Source organism: Algoriphagus iocasae, from assembly GCF_014206875.1.
Lineage (GTDB): Bacteria > Bacteroidota > Bacteroidia > Cytophagales > Cyclobacteriaceae > Algoriphagus > Algoriphagus iocasae.
Map to the genome: position 1 here is coordinate 1692940 of NZ_JACIJO010000001.1, position 14815 is coordinate 1707754.

The following is a 14815-nucleotide window of genomic DNA, read 5'->3' on the forward strand; positions in this document are numbered from 1 at the left end:
TGTTTATAAGAATTACTGAAAATTCCATACTTAGATTTAGTGATTATTTTTAAATGGGAAGGTTCATTGGATTAAAAATCATTGGATGTGAAGTATGGGTTTTGGCTGCTATTTCAGATGAGATGCCAAGCAATAGGTATTGCTGAAGAATCAAAATGTATTAAGTTACATCCTCTATTTGATTGAGGAATAGCTTGTTTGCAAGAGTCTAAAATTGGGGAACTTTGAAATAAAACTGCAAGTAAGGGCTTGAGCTAAATCATCCAGAATGGTTTTCTCCACCAAGCCATTCTTTGAATCTGTTGACTCTATCTCGACTGACAATGATTTCCTCTTTAAAAGAAATTTTTGGATTGATTTTGAGTCTACTGTTTGAATAAACCAATACGTCTTTGATTGCATTTAGGTGAATCATGAAACTACGGTTAACCCTAAAAAACTTGGTTGGATTGAGTATCTCTTCTAAAGATTCCATTTTATAGTCCGTAATTAACCTTTTTCCATCCTCCAAGAAAAGATAGGTGTTCCTTCCTTCAGAGTTAAAAAGTTGGATGGATTCAGTTGGAATTGTGTGAATATGCTCTCCTATTTTTACCATAAAACGTTCTTTGTATGTGGGCTTTTTGAAATACTGCCATAGCTCCTTGTTCTGACTTTGATTCATAGACTTACCGCTCAATTGCTGGAATTTATCCAAGGCCGCTTCAAATGCAGCATACCTTATTGGCTTTACCAAGTAATCAATTCCATTTGCTTGAAAGGCCTCCAGTGCATATTGGCTGTGGGCGGTAATGAAAATTACAGGTTTGAAAAATGAAACCTGATCCAATGCCTGGAAAGAAAGTCCGTCTTCCAGTTGGACATCCACTAATAATAAATCGGCCTCTTCACCATAGTTGCTCAATAGAGGTACAGCTTCGGCTATGGAGGAGGCAACACCAAGAATAGCTGATTCAGGGTCATATTTATTCAAAAAGTGACCTAATTTCTCAATTGCAGGAAGTTCATCTTCAATCAGTATTACTTTCATTGGATTGCAGGTTGTACTGGAGGTTGGGAATTAAATTGCCGCTCCAGAGGAATATAAATGGAAAATACATTGAGGTCTTGCCAGTGCAGCTTGCCATTTAGCCAGCCATATTGGGATTTGATGACCTTGAGGGTATCGATCAACAACTCATTATTGGTCAGGGAATAATTGGTGTCAAACTTAATGATGAGATCGTTATCCGAGAGTTCAAAGTTGAGAGGTAAAGGCAGGGATGCTGATGAAAGCTGCGAGTAGGCTATTGCTTCTAGAATTTTTGTCAAGGTGCGCGGTACGATCAATAAATCCTTGCTTTCTGGAAGTTGGCTCAGCTTGATGTTTTTACCGACAAACTGTTTAAAAAAGTTCTGGGTGCTTTGCATCGCCTGAAGTTCTTCTTTCAACAGAACCAATTCTTCCTGATTTTTTAGGGAATGCCTGTAAATATCCGCCAATAACAGAATTCCCTCATCTGCCATGATCAAATCATCTTCTTTAATTCTGATTACGATGGATTCAAGCCCTACCAATAGGAACTCCGGATTCATCATGTAGTGAAACAGATCTTTGTTTTTCTCCAATACTTCCTTTTCCACTTTTTCCAGTTCCAGCTCTTGCTGAAATTTGTTGTGGATATAGTAATAGCCAACATAATGCCCTTGGTACATCAGGGAAACAAAAAGGAAAAGACCATTGAAAATCTGTAATTCAGTGGAATAGACCATTGGATCGCTCATATTTTCAAACCAGGAGAAATAGGAGATGAGCATCCCACTGGTCAATAACAGGCTTCCAGCACCGGTGAGAATCACTAATCTGATCACCTGCTTTTTAAAGCCAGAAGAGGAGGTTAGCTTAGACTCAAACAGGTTGATTAAAAGCCTGTTGCCTTCCAGAATCAAATAGCTACTTGCGATGCAGAATATCAACTCCCGAGTGAAAAAGTCCTCTAAGGCTGTTCCCACCGTATCGAAGGCCAGCAAAACACAAAGGTACACCAATGCTCCAACTCCTAAAGGAAGCAGCAATCTAGTCAAGGGGTTATGTTTTAGAACCTTGGTCATTTTGGAATACTGGGAAAGATAAAGGGCAAGTTTACAAAGAAACAGGCTTGGGATTCTTGGATGGAAATCTGCTGATTGCCATAGAGATTGTAACGGGCTTTCAGATTGGTAAGTCCTATACCGATAGAAGGGATTTGCTCTGGCTTTCGCGTGATGGTATTATTGACGACAACCTTATCCTGGTCTGCAGTAATAGTAATTTTTAGCGGGTGCTCCTGACTTGCCACGTTATGCTTAAGAGCATTTTCTACCAACAATTGAATAGCCAAGGCAGGCAGTTGCTGTCGAAGTGCTTCTGGTTTGATGCGCTTTTCCAAGATTACTTTCTCTCCATACCTGACATTCATCAGATGCATGTAATTCTCTACGATCTTCAACTCCTGTTCCAGGGAATTCAGTGGTTGTATTCCGTTTTTTATCAGATGCTTGAAGTTATAGGCAAGCTTTCGAATAAAATTCTCTGCCTGATCAGGATTTGTGGCAATCAGATTGGATGCAGTGTTGAGTGAATTAAAGAGGAAATGCGGGGTCAACTGGGAGCGGAGGAGTCTGTATTGTAGTTCTTCTTTGTTTCGCTCGTTTCTTAGCTGCTGAATGGTGTTTTTGGAGAATTGGGCATAAGCTATCCATGAATAATTGATCCAAACGATTAAAATAGATATTATCAGACCTACTATACTTCCTTTCAAGGTTAACCCCTTTCCGATTCCCAAATCATTTTCACCTATTCCGTAGGTCATTAGACTTTCCAATAAATAGGAATAAAAGCTGAGGGTACCCCATGTCAGCAGAAATAATAAGATATACAAGCTTTCATTTCCCTGGTCCCAGGAAGGGTTCTTTTTTATAGCTGAACTGCCAAAATGTATTCCCAATCCAGCAATAGAGCTGATCAGAAGTGCAGCTCCCTGAAACCAGGGAGCTTTTACAAGCCAGTCTATCAAACCTCCATTGTATAATAGATAGGAGCCTAAACTGAGAATTAAAAGGAAGGATAGGAAAACCGAAAGAGCTCTTGACATGTAATGTTGCTAGATGCTGGATTTGAAAATTTACCGAAACTACTGATTAGGAGGCACATCTAGCAACTTCGCCCAGGAAGTGGGAAGATTCTATGGAGTTTTTGGCAATTTCCATGATTTTGGTTTTTACTTTTTCGGAACCCTGTTTTTTACAAACATATGTCAGCAGTTCAGATTTGAAATGGTCACTTTCTATACTTTCTACGCCATCGAGAATAATCAAAGATCTCCCTTCGTCCATATTTCCTTTATCAAAAGCTGTTTTCAATAGCTCATTTTTGAAATGATCTGAATCTATTGCCGGTACCAGTTCATCCACCATGAACTTTAACTCCTGATTGGAAAGGGAACTGAAGGTTATTGTTTTGGCAATTTCAGTTTTGAAATGATCGCTGTCTACCATTTTGATCAATTGAATAGATTCTTTGCCTTTGCCCTCCATAATGTTGGTTTTGAAGATTGGCTTCAGAAGTTCTGTTTTGAAATGATCAGAATCCAGTGCGCTTACCACCTTGTTTAGCTGACTTACATTTTTAAAATAGCTGGGATCAATTTTCTTATACACTTCGAGTTGGTAATGGTCAGAGTCAATTTCAGACATCGTCTTGTCAATGCAGGCAGAAATATCTGTTGCATTAAGGTTTTTTTTCAACAGCAAACCCAAATAAGTGCTTTTTAAATAATCTCCATTCAGCTGATCTATCAATTCCAAAACAGCCGATGCTCCCCCTTTTGAATAGTGCGAAGCCACCCGTTCTTCAGCCCCCAAGGTTGTACTGTTCATGATTTCTGGAAGTATTTCGGCCAACCAAACTCTTCCATCCGGTTCAAAAGCTTTGTTTCTTCCCCCTTCTTTATATTCATGTTTCAGGCCGTTTCCATCATTTTTGATTACGATAGCCCTTGAGTTTCCAAAAGTGGTTTTTTCAATTTTCAATTGACTACCAGGCGAAACTGAGGAAACTGATTTTCCATCTGCACTTATTTTTATAGTTCCATTGTACTCTATTTTGAGTTTTTGATTATTGTCCTTATAGACATAACTCGTATTGCTACCATTACTGGAGGTGCTGATAGATTGGCCACTCACTGTAGCAATGTGAAAAAAAGTCACGAGGAGGATAGTGGCTAAATTTTTTATTGAAATATTCATGGTGATAATTTTTAGTGGGACAAATGTGTGATTCAAAAGTGCTGGGAATATGTGAATGAAAAAATCAGATGGTCATCAACTGTTAAATATGTGGAGCGAATTGTCGATAATTTGGCCTTAATAAAATTTAATGACAGACCTAAGGTATTCATCGGGACAGGCTATCAGAGATACATGCTTTTTATGGTCTCAGTTTCCGGCTAGTTTAGTTTTGCTCCAGATCCATCCTATATGTCTTTGAGGTAGGTTCTCCTATCGGTTCAGCATCACCGGATCTCCTTGGACAGTGGTCCAAGTCGCTTGAAAGTATTTTATGCCTACTAAAGATTGATAGATTCAATCCAGCTTAGGAGTTTGTTAATATTGAATTCCAGGTGGCTTGAATTTTTGCCGGAATTGGTTTTAATAAGGTGAGAAGAACAGCGGCTTTGCAGAAAGGGTTAATATACTTTGAAAGTCCCCTTGGGTTTCTTAATGGCCCATTGAGAAAGTAATCAAAAAACTCTTGGTGTTTTTGATTTAATAGATCAATGGTCATTTTTTTGGCGGCTTTGTTGGTGGATTTTCTGCGTGAGTTGGCTCTTATCCTATAATAGAAGCCTACAAACGGAAGTTTGACAACTTTTCCCCCATGTTTGAGTAGGTTGATCCAAAACTCCCAATCTTCCCAACCAAAGCAGAACCTTGGATCAAATCCCCCGGTTTTTTCCCAATCGGATTTTCTGAACAGAGAGGAGACAAATATCATATTATCCTGAGCAAGCTGTTCGAGTGAGAATGGTTTCAGAATCCAGTGCCCTGTTTTCCCACCAAATTTTTCTGCTTCGCAGTAAACCAGTTTTATATCCGGGTCTGATTCCAGCTCCTTTACTGCTTGTTCGATGTAATCGGGATGGATCCTGTCATCCCCATCCACTGGAAGAATGTATTTCCCATTCGCATGGTGGATTCCCTGATTCCTGGCAATAGATGGACCCTGGTTACATTGTTGAAATACTCTGATTTTTTCAGGGTACTGATTGGCCCATTTTACCAAAATGGACTTACTCTCGTCTGCCGACCCATCATCCATCACGATAATTTCAAAATGGGGATAGTGGATGGCCATGCAGGATGAAAGGGTTTCTTCCAGGTAGGGTGCTGCATTGTAGCAGGGAATCACGATCGAAACCAATGGATAATGAGGCATTTGATCAGGAGTTTAGGTTTTTGAAAAATTTCTTGCGCTTGGTATTTAAATAGGAAAAATAGCTTCTGCCTTCCCACTTGTATTCATAGACATATCTCTCCTCGGTGGTCAAAAGCAATTGTTCCCTTTCAGATTTGGTCTTTAAAGTCTGGCTTTCCAGATGGTACACATGAGAATCGGTAACTAGCCCATGAAGAACCTGTTTGGCCTGCAGGGTTTTGGCATAATCATTATCGGCATACCAGAACTTAAAACGTTCATCCAATAACCCGGTCCTTTCCAACATGCTTCTCTTAAAGAAAAGGCACCATCCTGCTATATGTTTTCTCACTTCGTAACCCCAATGAACCCCTGAGTTTGCCTGTACACCACGTTCCTCGTGATTCATGGGACAGTAGGGGGATGCGCTGTTCATATCGGGGAAACATTCAAATGCCTTCAATAAGTTGCTGGCCCAATTAGGCTGAAACAACAGGTCATTGTTGCAAAGGCAGATAAAGGGAGCTTTTCCACTCCGGATCCCCATGTTCATGAAACGGTTGTAATTGAATGGCCTCTTGGGAAATTTTGTATTGCAATAGGGATATACATAGGAATGGGTATCCGCTGATTCATAAACCTGGATCAGGAATCGGATTTTATCCGGGTCTTCTGAAGCAAGAAGACTTTCTATGGCCTGACAAGTGATTTCCCGGAGTTCCTGGGTTCGGGCATTAGAGAGAATGATGATGTCTATTTCCTGCATGGGTTTTATTGATGGTTTTTCTCCTGAAATTGATTGCTTTGAAATAGAAGGAAACGACTGTTGGCCAGTCATACATTCCTGCCAGTTTTTTCAGATGGCCGAAGCTGGTCAATGGGCCATGGTACATGATGTATTTAAAAAGCTGTTTTTTTCGATCTTCGTTGAGGGCAGATAACCGGGCTGTTTCTGATTCGGAAAAAAGCATGTTTTTAGAGAGGGTCTCCGAAAGCCAGGTTCTGAGGTTTAGCTCTCCATACCGCATAGTCTGGGTTGCCTGACTGACACTTTTCCCGTGGACACGGATAAGTGTATAGGCGTTTTTATTCTGGATGAACTGGATTCTTGCGCCCGCCAGAACGCATTGCATCCAATACTGCCAATCTTCGGTATGTGCGATGGATTCGGGGAAATTGCCGGCTTTTTTTGCCAAATCCTTTCGGATCATCGGGCTACTGACCACTGCCAGATTATTTCGGATCAATTGTTCCATGGCAAAAGCACCTTCTCCTGAAAAGCGGATCATCCATTCCCTTCCCAACATTTCCTGATCCGGAAATTTGGTTTTGGAAAACCCGTCCTGGAAATAGTAGTTTTCTGTGTAGGTTAAATCTGCCTCCTGAAACTTTTTGAAGTAGGCTACCTGCACTTCCAATTTTTCCTTGCTCAAAAGATCATCAGCATCCAAAAACTGGATCAGGTCTCCGTTTGACTTGCTCAGACCATAGTTCCTGGCCTTGGAAACTCCTTGGTTTTGCTGATAGAAATACTGGATCCTTGGTTCTTTGGTCTGCCAACTTCTGACTACTTCCATGGTCTGGTCGGTGGAACCGTCGTCTATGACGATGGCTTCCCAGTCCTGGTAGGTCATGGCTTGTAAATTGGAAAAGCATTCGTGCAGATACCTGCTGTAATTATAGCATGGAATAATAATGGAGACTTTCATAGGAATGAATAATAAACTGCCTTGAGTTTTAAGCCAAAAGAATAGCGGAAGGCAAAGCCCACTTTTTTGAAGAAAGAACCAGGAAGGATTGCCAATAGAAGCTCTTGGTGTTTGAAAATTTGCCAGCCGAGGGTAAAACTGAAAAAAGAGTTTTCCCGGGCTAGGGCCCAATCTGCAAATGGATGGATGAAAGGATTTCCGACATGTTGCTGGTTGTAACGCTCACAGCTCATAAGCCAGCTGTTTTCTCTTTTAATCCTGTTTTTGGCTCTTTCTATTCCTGATAATACCTGCTTTTTTCCCAACAAATCCGTTTGGTTGGCTGCATGCTGCCGGTAATTGACCAGCGCTCTTGGAACGAAACCGATAGTACCTTTAGCCAAGGCCACATAGGTTATCCAATGATCGTAATACCCGGTATCAGGAAACGGAATCGCTGCTTTCAAAAGGGATTTTTGGAACAACATGCTATGTCCTGAAATACAATTGAACAATAAGAAAGGCTCTTGACGGTTCCAGTTTTTCAACCGGAATTTATCGGACATTTTTATTCCCATATCCTTTCCATCTGCATCGATCAAAATAGAATCATGGTAAACGATCTGATGTCCCTTTAATGCTTCTGCCAATAGCTGGACTTTTTCCGGGTGCCAGATATCATCCTGATCACATGGGGCTATCAGGTTACCCGTACAGTCTTGGAATACCTGTTCAAAGTTCCTTTGAAGCCCCAGTTTAATTGGGTTTACCTCCAGACCGATATAAGGGTATTGAGACTGGAATTCTCTGATGATTTCCACTGTGCCATCTGTGGATTGGTCATCTCTGATTCTGATTTCTATAGGTTGATAGGTCTGGCTGACCAGAGATTCCAATTGCTCCTTCAAGTAGGCTTCCCCGTTATAGGTACACAGTGCAATAGATATTAATGGTTTGTTATTCATGCCTCTCAAAACTTTGTCTGTCAATCAAATTGCTGTATAATCCTTCCTGAAGTAAAAGCTCATAATGGGTTCCATGTTCGGTGATCTTTCCTTGATCAAGGACGAGGATCAGGTCGGAATTTTTGATGGTACTTAGACGGTGCGCGATAACCAGTGTGGTCCTGTTTTCCATCAGGCGAGTAAGGGCTTCCTGAACCAGGAATTCGGATTCGGTGTCCAGGGCAGAAGTGGCCTCATCCAATAACAGGATGGGAGGATTTTTCAAAATGGCCCTGGCAATGCAGATCCGTTGTTTCTGCCCCCCTGATAATTTAATCCCACGGTCTCCTGTGTTGGTTTCATAACCGTGTGGGGTATTCAAAATGAATTCATTGGCATTGGCGATTTTTGCCGCCTGAATGACTTCCTCCATACTGGCTTCTGGTTTCCCAAATCGGATATTGTTGGCAATGGTGTCATGGAAGAGAATGGACTCCTGATTGACAATGCCGATCAGACTTCTCAGGGAGGAAGCAGATACATATTTTAAGTCGGTTCCATCAATAAGTATCCTACCTTTCTGGGGATCCATAAATCTGGGAATCAAATCCATCAAAGTGGACTTTCCTCCTCCGGAAGGTCCCACCAGCGCAACCGTAAATCCTCTTGGAATTACCATGTCGATGTCATGTAGTATCTGGTTGTCGCCATAGGAAAAACTTACTTTTTCAAGTTTGATTCCTTTTCGGAAACCTTCCAGGGTATAGGGACTATGGGTATCCTGTACTTTGGGCTTTTCATCAAGTAAATCCAAGACCCTTTCGCCGGCAGCGATCCCTGCATGAATGGTACTGAAGGACTCTGTTATCGCCTTGGCAGGTCTCATGATCTGGGAGAAAATGGCGATATAAGTAATAAATGCAGAGGCACTTAATTCTGATTGGCTGTTGATCACAAGTCCACCGCCATATAAAACAATGATGATCACCATGACCACGCCCAACAGTTCAGAAACAGGGGAGCCTAATTGCTGACGGTAGGACATTTTTCTTCCCAGTTCGGAAAACCTCAGGTTTTCTTCGTGAAATCTGCTTTTGATCCGTTCAGAACCATTGAATGCCTTGATGATTTTGATCCCTGATAAGGCCTCGTCCAAATAGCTGACCATGATACCGAAACGCTCTTGGGCTTCGGTCGCCTGTGCCTTCAGGCGCTTGACGATCCGGGCAATGACAAAGGCGGATATAGGAATCACCAGAATGGCAAAGAGGGTGAGTTTGTAGGAGATGACAAACAGAATGAACAAATAGGCCAATAATTGAAACGGTTCCTTGAACAGCACTTGAAGGGTGCTGGTGACAGAGTACTGGACCACCTGAACATCCGAAGTGATTTTGGCAATGATGTTTCCTTTTCTTTGTTCGTTGAAGTACCCGACATGAAGGTCCATGACATGGTTGAATACGGATTTTCTCAGGTTTAACAGGGTGTGGATCCGTAGGTTTTCTATAATCCGCTGGGATATGTAACGGAACGTGTTGCTTAAAAATACTGACAGGAAAATAAACAGGCAGACCCATTTCAATGCCTGAAAAGCCCCCTGTTCTGATTTGACAAGCTGTACATAATAACTGAACTGGTCCATGATCTCAAACCAGGAATCCGGTTTGGATGTCTGGACACCTCCTTCCTCAAACAAGGTGCTGAGTAATGGAGCCAGAAGCGCCAGATTTAAGGTGTTGAATACCACGGTAAGAATGGTGAACAGCACATAGGGAAAGGCAAACCTGCCGATGGGCCTCGCAAAAAGCAGTAATCTCCAATAAGTTTTCATGACAATCGATTAAAGCCTGATCAACTGTTTGCCGGCATTGAAAGTGTTTATTTCAGAAGTAATCTGGGCGATGCTTTTTCGACCCTTGTACTTCATCATCAGCTGACGGATTTTCCTTCGGGAATGATCTATGCGGTATTGTTTTCGCTGGAGTGCGGTGAAGGAGTTGAGTATCCAGAACTGTCCAAGCAGAAGTTTGGGGAGCACTTCAAGAAAGAGGAGTTTGAACTTCCATATTTTCAGATCTTTTCTATCGAGGTGGATGGCATGGAAAAACATCCTGTTCCTGAAGTAAATCTCCTTGATCTCGCGTTTCCCAAAAAATGTCCGGGTGGTCGCTGAACCCAGATGAAAACTGACCGCCTGATGCTCATAATAACACTTCCAGCCCAGTTTCCAGGCTCGGATGCTCAGGTCGAGGTCTTCCATGTAGAATGGGGAATAGATTTCATCGAAACCTTTCAGTTCTACTAACTTTTTTCTGTCCAAAAGGCAGTTGCCACCTGATAGAAAAGAGGTGACCACTTTCCCAAATGATGGATCTTTTGGAAATGCCTGTTTGTCTGTCTTGAGCTTAAAGCCGTTAAAGCGGGGGATTTTTGCGGCTATTTCAATTGATTTTCCAGAAGGATCCAGCATTTTTCCCATGACTCCAAACGTGGACTGATCCTCAAAATAGGGGAGAAGGACTTCCAAATAATCCCTTGACAGCTTGATGTCTGAATTCAACAAAAGGACTAGGTCGTATCTGGATTCATAGATACCCCGGTTGCAGGAGAATGAAAATCCCCTGTTTTTCTCATTCTGGATGATCTTGATTTCGGGATAGAACTTTTTCAAAAAAGCAACAGAGTCATCGCTTGAACAGTCGTCTACGACGATTACTTCAAATAAGGCATTACTCTGTACTAATGATTGAAAAGTAAATGGTAAATATTCCTCCAGCAGGTTCTTTCCATTGTAATTGGGAAGAACCACAGAAATGGTTTTGTTCAAAATAATAGTGGCTTAGTTTTTACGGAAAACGGCTGTTGGGTAAAAAACGCAACAGGAAAATTTCTTCTGGTAATGGGGAAGAAGGAGGAGAATTTTCAGAGACAAAAGCATCTGTAGGTTATTTCAATATTCTTGAAATAATAATTTATAATTGAATTAAAAACTTAATTTTTAAGTGAGAATAGGGAGGAGTTATTGTGAGAAAAAAAGTCGAGGTTTTGGTGAATTTCAGGTAAGGTGTTGAAAAGGTACAATTAATGGGATGATGAGTTTAAGTGGCTTTCTCATTCAAAAATTGGCATAAACCATATCTTATTATAAAGGAAATTTTAGTGGCAAAGAGGATGGCGAACCCATTCAAATTGTCTTAAGATAATAATGACAGGTATTGCTTTTTTTTGATTCATCTGACCGAAAAGGCTTTACTTCAAATCCTTCAAACCCATGTTCTACCAGTATTCTTGAGATCAAAAATCAAGTCTCCAATGGAATAACTTGTATATATTTTAGTGAGGAAAGGGAATTTATTTGAGTTGATTTTTCAATTCCTTTTTCCGCCAATATAGCCTGACCCCGTCACACAGGGCAAGAGACTACGGTATAAAGCCAAAGCTCTTGCCCTTTCTATTTTATTCCGTTTCCACTTGCATTTAGTGCCTTGCTCAGGCTGGTACTGCTTCATAAATATTTGTTCCATTAAAACACAAAAGACGATAAAAACATGGGTGAAAAAATCAGCAAGGAGTAAGGGGACGCTAGGATCAAAGGCCAATAAATCTGTTTGGACCAGAAGAAAAGGAAATGCGGATACCTATAAGAAATTCACCGATCTGATGATAGCGAAACTGGAACAGGGAATACAGCAAAGAAGAGCCCATTGCTGAAATGGGAGCTAAATACCTGAACAACCTCACTGGTATTCTCAATGATGCCTTGTTGGATAATTCCGCCACCTACATCCAAAACTGGTTGCTAGAGCTTAAAAACAATAAACAGCTGGTAGTGGAAGCAGTTGGAAAAGCCCAACAGGCGGTGGATTATATTCTTAACAAAGATCTATTTTAAAGAAAAGGGAGATGTCCCCTTTTTTTAATCACTTCAGTTGCATGTTTGGAATTGTGCTCGTTATCAATATAAAGTGATAATATGAAGAATGCATTTTTACTTAGAATCAGATTCCTATTCTTGGGGGTTTTCCTACTGCTTACATACTCTTGTAAAACCGATGAAGGGCCTGTTACTGTTTTAGAAGGTTCTTACTTGCATGTTTTTTCAGGATCTGATGAATCAAGTGGGAGAGTGATGACTTTTAGCCAAGAGGGTAAGGTAAAGTTAGAGGCCTTCAGAAACTTCAATGATCCCGATAAGAGATGCTTAATGTCGTTTAAAGAGGGGAATTATCAATGGGTTGGTGAAGAGCTGACCATTCATTGGACTACCTCATTTGGACCAGACCTTACAAAACCTCTAGATGATGAGGTATGTGTTCCCAAAGAGGCACTGATTTCTAATTTTGACCCATCAGTTGCGGTTTCTAAAGCATCTTTCAAATATGACAGGAAGAAAAATACGTTCATCCTTGAATATCCCTGTAATGATACTTTTGGTAATTGTGTAGGTCCTTTAAAATACGTTTTTTATCGTGATTGACCACAGGGGAATGGGGACTTTAAGGGACGAAACCTTTGTTTTTTTAAGGACAATCTGGTAGGTCTTCCAATAGATTATGGAGGTAACCCAGGCCTCTTGCAAAGAGGTGTTTTTCCGGATCTTCAGATACCAAAACTTCCAGTTCCTGGAATTCATGAACAATATAAAATTCATAATCTCCGTTTTGGATACCATGGACAGCATCTTTGGTGGAAATAGCCCATTTCTCGCCCCGGGCATTGACACCTCCAACTTGGGTAATCTCAATTTTCTGTTCGCTATCCTGAAATTTTTTACAACAGAGTATTCTAAGTCTTGTCATGGCGATTTGTAAGGGATCTGAAACCCTGATCAATGGGATCTTCCAGTGGAAATTTCAATTGGCTTGATTTTCAGCTAATACAAATATGATAAGCTCTTACTTTAAGCTCCTCTGATTTCTTAACGCTGAAATTAATCGAATTAGATTGATTTTGGGTGATTTTTTCAGGACTTATTACCAAGAAATCCGGCCTCCCTTTTCTTTTAAAATATCCAATAGGTATCGGGCATCATCCTCCTGTTGATCAGCAATCATTTTCTTGATAGCTCGACATAGAGCCCGGAGTTCTTTTCCTTTTTGGATGCGCTCAAATGGAAATGGGTTCAGGTTTTGAGCGATTAATCGGTCTATTTTGAGGTCAATTTTCTTTTCCAGGTTTTTAACATCTTCCAGAATATAATTCCAGTTTATATATTTCCGCTTGCTTACTGGCAGCCCCTAAAAAAAGGGTTAAAGTATATTTCAACCTGCTGTGGACAGTGGACTCTGGCCGGTGGACGACATTATCCGTGACTTTCTAAACTCTTTCTTTGACTTCTGGCTCCATTGTGGATAATCATGTTTTTTAATCACTCAGGATGAGAAAGGAGCACTGATTCATTGAGATTTAATTTTTCAGGAGCTTATTTTTTTTAAAAATTATTGTGTAGTCATTTGACTTCATATATATTTGTAGTCAAATAGCTACACGTTATATGGTTTTACAGAAGACCTCCATTAATTAATAAATCCATGAATATCAGAAGAGATGTATTTCAGGCAATAGCAGATCCCACCAGAAGGGCAATTTTACTGCTTTTGACCACTCAATCAATGACTGCAGGAATCATTGCCTCTAATTTTGATACTGCCCGGCCGACAGTTTCCAAGCATTTGCAGATTCTGACAGAGTGCGAGTTGTTGAAACAGGAGCAAAAAGGAAGGGAGGTGTATTACCATCTCAATGCGATAAAAATGCAGGAAGTAGCACAGTTTATTGAACCGTTCAGAAAAATCTGGGACGATCGATTTAATAAGCTGGAGGAAGTCATGAAATCTTATCAATCAAAAAAATAACAGGGAAATGGAATTGAAAACACAGGTAAAGGCAGAGGATGGGAAGCAGGAAATTTTTATTACGCGAGAATTTGATCTACCCGTCGAACTGCTGTTTAAAGCTTATTCAGAGGCAGAGTTGATTGAACAGTGGATGGGAACAAAGGTTATCCGCCTGGAGAATAAGAATCTTGGTTTTTATCAGTTTGAAACATCACAAAATGGGAATGTGGTCTTTCGAGCAAATGGAGCTATCCACAGAGTTGTGGAAAATCAAAAAATCATCAGAACTTTTGAAATGGAGAATACGTCAATTGGTGTCCAATTGGAGTTTTTGGATTTTGAAAAAATTTCTATGGAAAGGAGCAAGTTGACCATTCAGATCATTTACCAAACAGAAAACCAGAGAGCAGCCCAATTAAAGCTTCCTTTTGCCTCCGGATTAAACGCAGCCCATAACAGACTTCAGGAAATAGCAATTTCAAAAAGATGAGTAAGAAAACTAGGATTATTTATTGGGTTGTGACCTGCTGGTTGAGCCTTGGAATGTTGTCAACGGGTATTGTACAACTCATTCACATGGACGAAGAGGTGCAGAAAATGCATGCTTTAGGTTATTCCCCTTACTTTTTGACTTTAATAGGTAGTTGGAAATTACTCGGGGTTTTGGCTATACTTATTCCTGGATTTCCCCTGATTAAAGAATGGGCTTATGCCGGATTTTTCTTTTTGATGACAGGGGCAATTTTTAGTCATCTGGCTGCTGGGGATTCTGCTGAGGAATATTTTGGCCCAGTACTGCTATTGGTTCTGACAGTAGTTTCCTGGTTTTCCAGACCAAGTGGGAGGAAAATCCTAAATAATGGGAATTAATGAGGTGTCTAATCTGCTTTGTTAGTTCATGATTGAGGC

At 40.6% G+C, this 14815-nt stretch carries 17 protein-coding genes; 6 read left to right on the forward strand and 11 right to left on the reverse strand.

Going from position 1 to position 14815, the window contains the following annotated elements; translation table 11 throughout:
• Positions 1-259 precede the first annotated feature (259 nt).
• The 10 genes from FHS59_RS07275 to FHS59_RS07320 form a co-directional block, all read right to left on the reverse strand.
• Entirely contained in the window at positions 260-1030 is a 771-nt protein-coding gene (locus tag FHS59_RS07275; RefSeq protein ID WP_184494408.1) for a LytR/AlgR family response regulator transcription factor, read from the reverse strand.
• Complete coding sequence (locus FHS59_RS07280; RefSeq protein WP_184494410.1) at positions 1027-2064, reverse strand: histidine kinase; 1038 nt, start codon at positions 2062-2064, stop codon at positions 1027-1029. Before FHS59_RS07280 ends, FHS59_RS07275 begins: the two co-directional genes overlap by 4 nt.
• A 23-nt stretch (positions 2065-2087) precedes the next feature.
• On the reverse strand, positions 2088-3113 hold the full coding sequence (locus tag FHS59_RS07285) for a sensor histidine kinase (protein ID WP_184494412.1): 1026 nt from the start codon (positions 3111-3113) through the stop codon (positions 2088-2090).
• A 46-nt stretch (positions 3114-3159) separates the two neighbouring features.
• Positions 3160-4266 carry a hypothetical protein gene (locus FHS59_RS07290; protein ID WP_184494414.1) on the reverse strand — a complete coding sequence of 369 codons (1107 nt, stop codon included), beginning with the start codon at positions 4264-4266 and terminating at the stop codon, positions 3160-3162.
• A gap of 346 nt (positions 4267-4612) precedes the next feature.
• Positions 4613-5455: a glycosyltransferase family 2 protein gene (locus FHS59_RS07295; RefSeq protein ID WP_184494416.1), complete on the reverse strand. Its 843-nt coding sequence runs from the start codon at positions 5453-5455 to the stop codon at positions 4613-4615.
• Positions 5456-5459: 4 nt separating this feature from the next.
• Entirely contained in the window at positions 5460-6200 is a 741-nt protein-coding gene (locus FHS59_RS07300; protein WP_184494418.1) for a glycosyltransferase family 2 protein, read from the reverse strand.
• A complete protein-coding gene (locus tag FHS59_RS07305; RefSeq protein ID WP_184494420.1) occupies positions 6169-7143 on the reverse strand; it encodes a glycosyltransferase family 2 protein in 975 nt (324 codons plus the stop codon). Before FHS59_RS07305 ends, FHS59_RS07300 begins: the two co-directional genes overlap by 32 nt.
• On the reverse strand, positions 7140-8087 hold the full coding sequence (locus FHS59_RS07310; protein WP_184494422.1) for a glycosyltransferase family 2 protein: 948 nt from the start codon (positions 8085-8087) through the stop codon (positions 7140-7142). Before FHS59_RS07310 ends, FHS59_RS07305 begins: the two co-directional genes overlap by 4 nt.
• Complete coding sequence (locus FHS59_RS07315) at positions 8080-9900, reverse strand: ABC transporter ATP-binding protein (protein WP_184494423.1); 1821 nt, start codon at positions 9898-9900, stop codon at positions 8080-8082. Before FHS59_RS07315 ends, FHS59_RS07310 begins: the two co-directional genes overlap by 8 nt.
• Before the next feature lie 9 nt (positions 9901-9909).
• Positions 9910-10896 carry a glycosyltransferase family 2 protein gene (locus FHS59_RS07320; RefSeq protein WP_221444452.1) on the reverse strand — a complete coding sequence of 329 codons (987 nt, stop codon included), beginning with the start codon at positions 10894-10896 and terminating at the stop codon, positions 9910-9912.
• Positions 10897-11621: 725 nt separating this feature from the next.
• On the opposite strand from FHS59_RS07320, the gene FHS59_RS07325 reads away from it, so the two are divergent.
• The 3 genes from FHS59_RS07325 (at position 11622) to FHS59_RS07335 (ending at position 12546) form a co-directional block, all read left to right on the forward strand.
• Positions 11622-11780, forward strand: a complete 159-nt coding sequence (locus FHS59_RS07325; protein ID WP_184494425.1) for a hypothetical protein — start codon at positions 11622-11624, stop codon at positions 11778-11780.
• Between the two features lies 1 nt (position 11781).
• Positions 11782-11961: a hypothetical protein gene (locus tag FHS59_RS07330; RefSeq protein WP_184494427.1), complete on the forward strand. Its 180-nt coding sequence runs from the start codon at positions 11782-11784 to the stop codon at positions 11959-11961.
• Positions 11962-12042: 81 nt separating this feature from the next.
• Positions 12043-12546 (forward strand): hypothetical protein, encoded by a 504-nt coding sequence (locus FHS59_RS07335; RefSeq protein ID WP_184494429.1) that lies wholly within the window; start codon positions 12043-12045, stop codon positions 12544-12546.
• 43 nt (positions 12547-12589) lie between these two features.
• Here the strand turns inward: FHS59_RS07335 and FHS59_RS07340 are convergent, their stop codons facing one another.
• Positions 12590-12868, reverse strand: a complete 279-nt coding sequence (locus FHS59_RS07340; protein WP_184494431.1) for a DUF3892 domain-containing protein — start codon at positions 12866-12868, stop codon at positions 12590-12592.
• Between the two features lie 732 nt (positions 12869-13600).
• Here FHS59_RS07340 and FHS59_RS07345 point away from each other — a divergent pair.
• The 3 genes from FHS59_RS07345 to FHS59_RS07355 are packed head-to-tail and all read left to right on the forward strand — an operon-like array spanning position 13601 to position 14776.
• Complete coding sequence (locus tag FHS59_RS07345) at positions 13601-13924, forward strand: metalloregulator ArsR/SmtB family transcription factor (protein ID WP_184494433.1); 324 nt, start codon at positions 13601-13603, stop codon at positions 13922-13924.
• Positions 13925-13931: 7 nt separating this feature from the next.
• Entirely contained in the window at positions 13932-14396 is a 465-nt protein-coding gene (locus tag FHS59_RS07350) for an SRPBCC domain-containing protein (RefSeq protein WP_184494435.1), read from the forward strand.
• Complete coding sequence (locus FHS59_RS07355) at positions 14393-14776, forward strand: DoxX family protein (RefSeq protein WP_184494437.1); 384 nt, start codon at positions 14393-14395, stop codon at positions 14774-14776. The genes FHS59_RS07350 and FHS59_RS07355 overlap by 4 nt, the downstream gene beginning before the upstream one ends.
• Positions 14777-14815 lie beyond the last annotated feature (39 nt).

What these genes read in the sequence shown, in the direction of transcription:
- FHS59_RS07275 (WP_184494408.1), bottom strand. Translation starts at nt 1,030, where the DNA reads ATGAAAGTAATACTGATTGAAGATGAACTTCCTGCAATTGAGAAATTA.
- FHS59_RS07285 (WP_184494412.1), bottom strand. Translation starts at nt 3,113, where the DNA reads ATGTCAAGAGCTCTTTCGGTTTTCCTATCCTTCCTTTTAATTCTCAGT.
- FHS59_RS07290 (WP_184494414.1), bottom strand. Translation starts at nt 4,266, where the DNA reads ATGAATATTTCAATAAAAAATTTAGCCACTATCCTCCTCGTGACTTTT.
- FHS59_RS07295 (WP_184494416.1), bottom strand. Translation starts at nt 5,455, where the DNA reads ATGCCTCATTATCCATTGGTTTCGATCGTGATTCCCTGCTACAATGCA.
- FHS59_RS07300 (WP_184494418.1), bottom strand. Translation starts at nt 6,200, where the DNA reads ATGCAGGAAATAGACATCATCATTCTCTCTAATGCCCGAACCCAGGAA.
- FHS59_RS07305 (WP_184494420.1), bottom strand. Translation starts at nt 7,143, where the DNA reads ATGAAAGTCTCCATTATTATTCCATGCTATAATTACAGCAGGTATCTG.
- FHS59_RS07310 (WP_184494422.1), bottom strand. Translation starts at nt 8,087, where the DNA reads ATGAATAACAAACCATTAATATCTATTGCACTGTGTACCTATAACGGG.
- FHS59_RS07315 (WP_184494423.1), bottom strand. Translation starts at nt 9,900, where the DNA reads ATGAAAACTTATTGGAGATTACTGCTTTTTGCGAGGCCCATCGGCAGG.
- FHS59_RS07330 (WP_184494427.1), top strand. Translation starts at nt 11,782, where the DNA reads ATGGGAGCTAAATACCTGAACAACCTCACTGGTATTCTCAATGATGCC.
- FHS59_RS07335 (WP_184494429.1), top strand. Translation starts at nt 12,043, where the DNA reads ATGAAGAATGCATTTTTACTTAGAATCAGATTCCTATTCTTGGGGGTT.
- FHS59_RS07340 (WP_184494431.1), bottom strand. Translation starts at nt 12,868, where the DNA reads ATGACAAGACTTAGAATACTCTGTTGTAAAAAATTTCAGGATAGCGAA.
- FHS59_RS07345 (WP_184494433.1), top strand. Translation starts at nt 13,601, where the DNA reads ATGAATATCAGAAGAGATGTATTTCAGGCAATAGCAGATCCCACCAGA.
- FHS59_RS07350 (WP_184494435.1), top strand. Translation starts at nt 13,932, where the DNA reads ATGGAATTGAAAACACAGGTAAAGGCAGAGGATGGGAAGCAGGAAATT.
- FHS59_RS07355 (WP_184494437.1), top strand. Translation starts at nt 14,393, where the DNA reads ATGAGTAAGAAAACTAGGATTATTTATTGGGTTGTGACCTGCTGGTTG.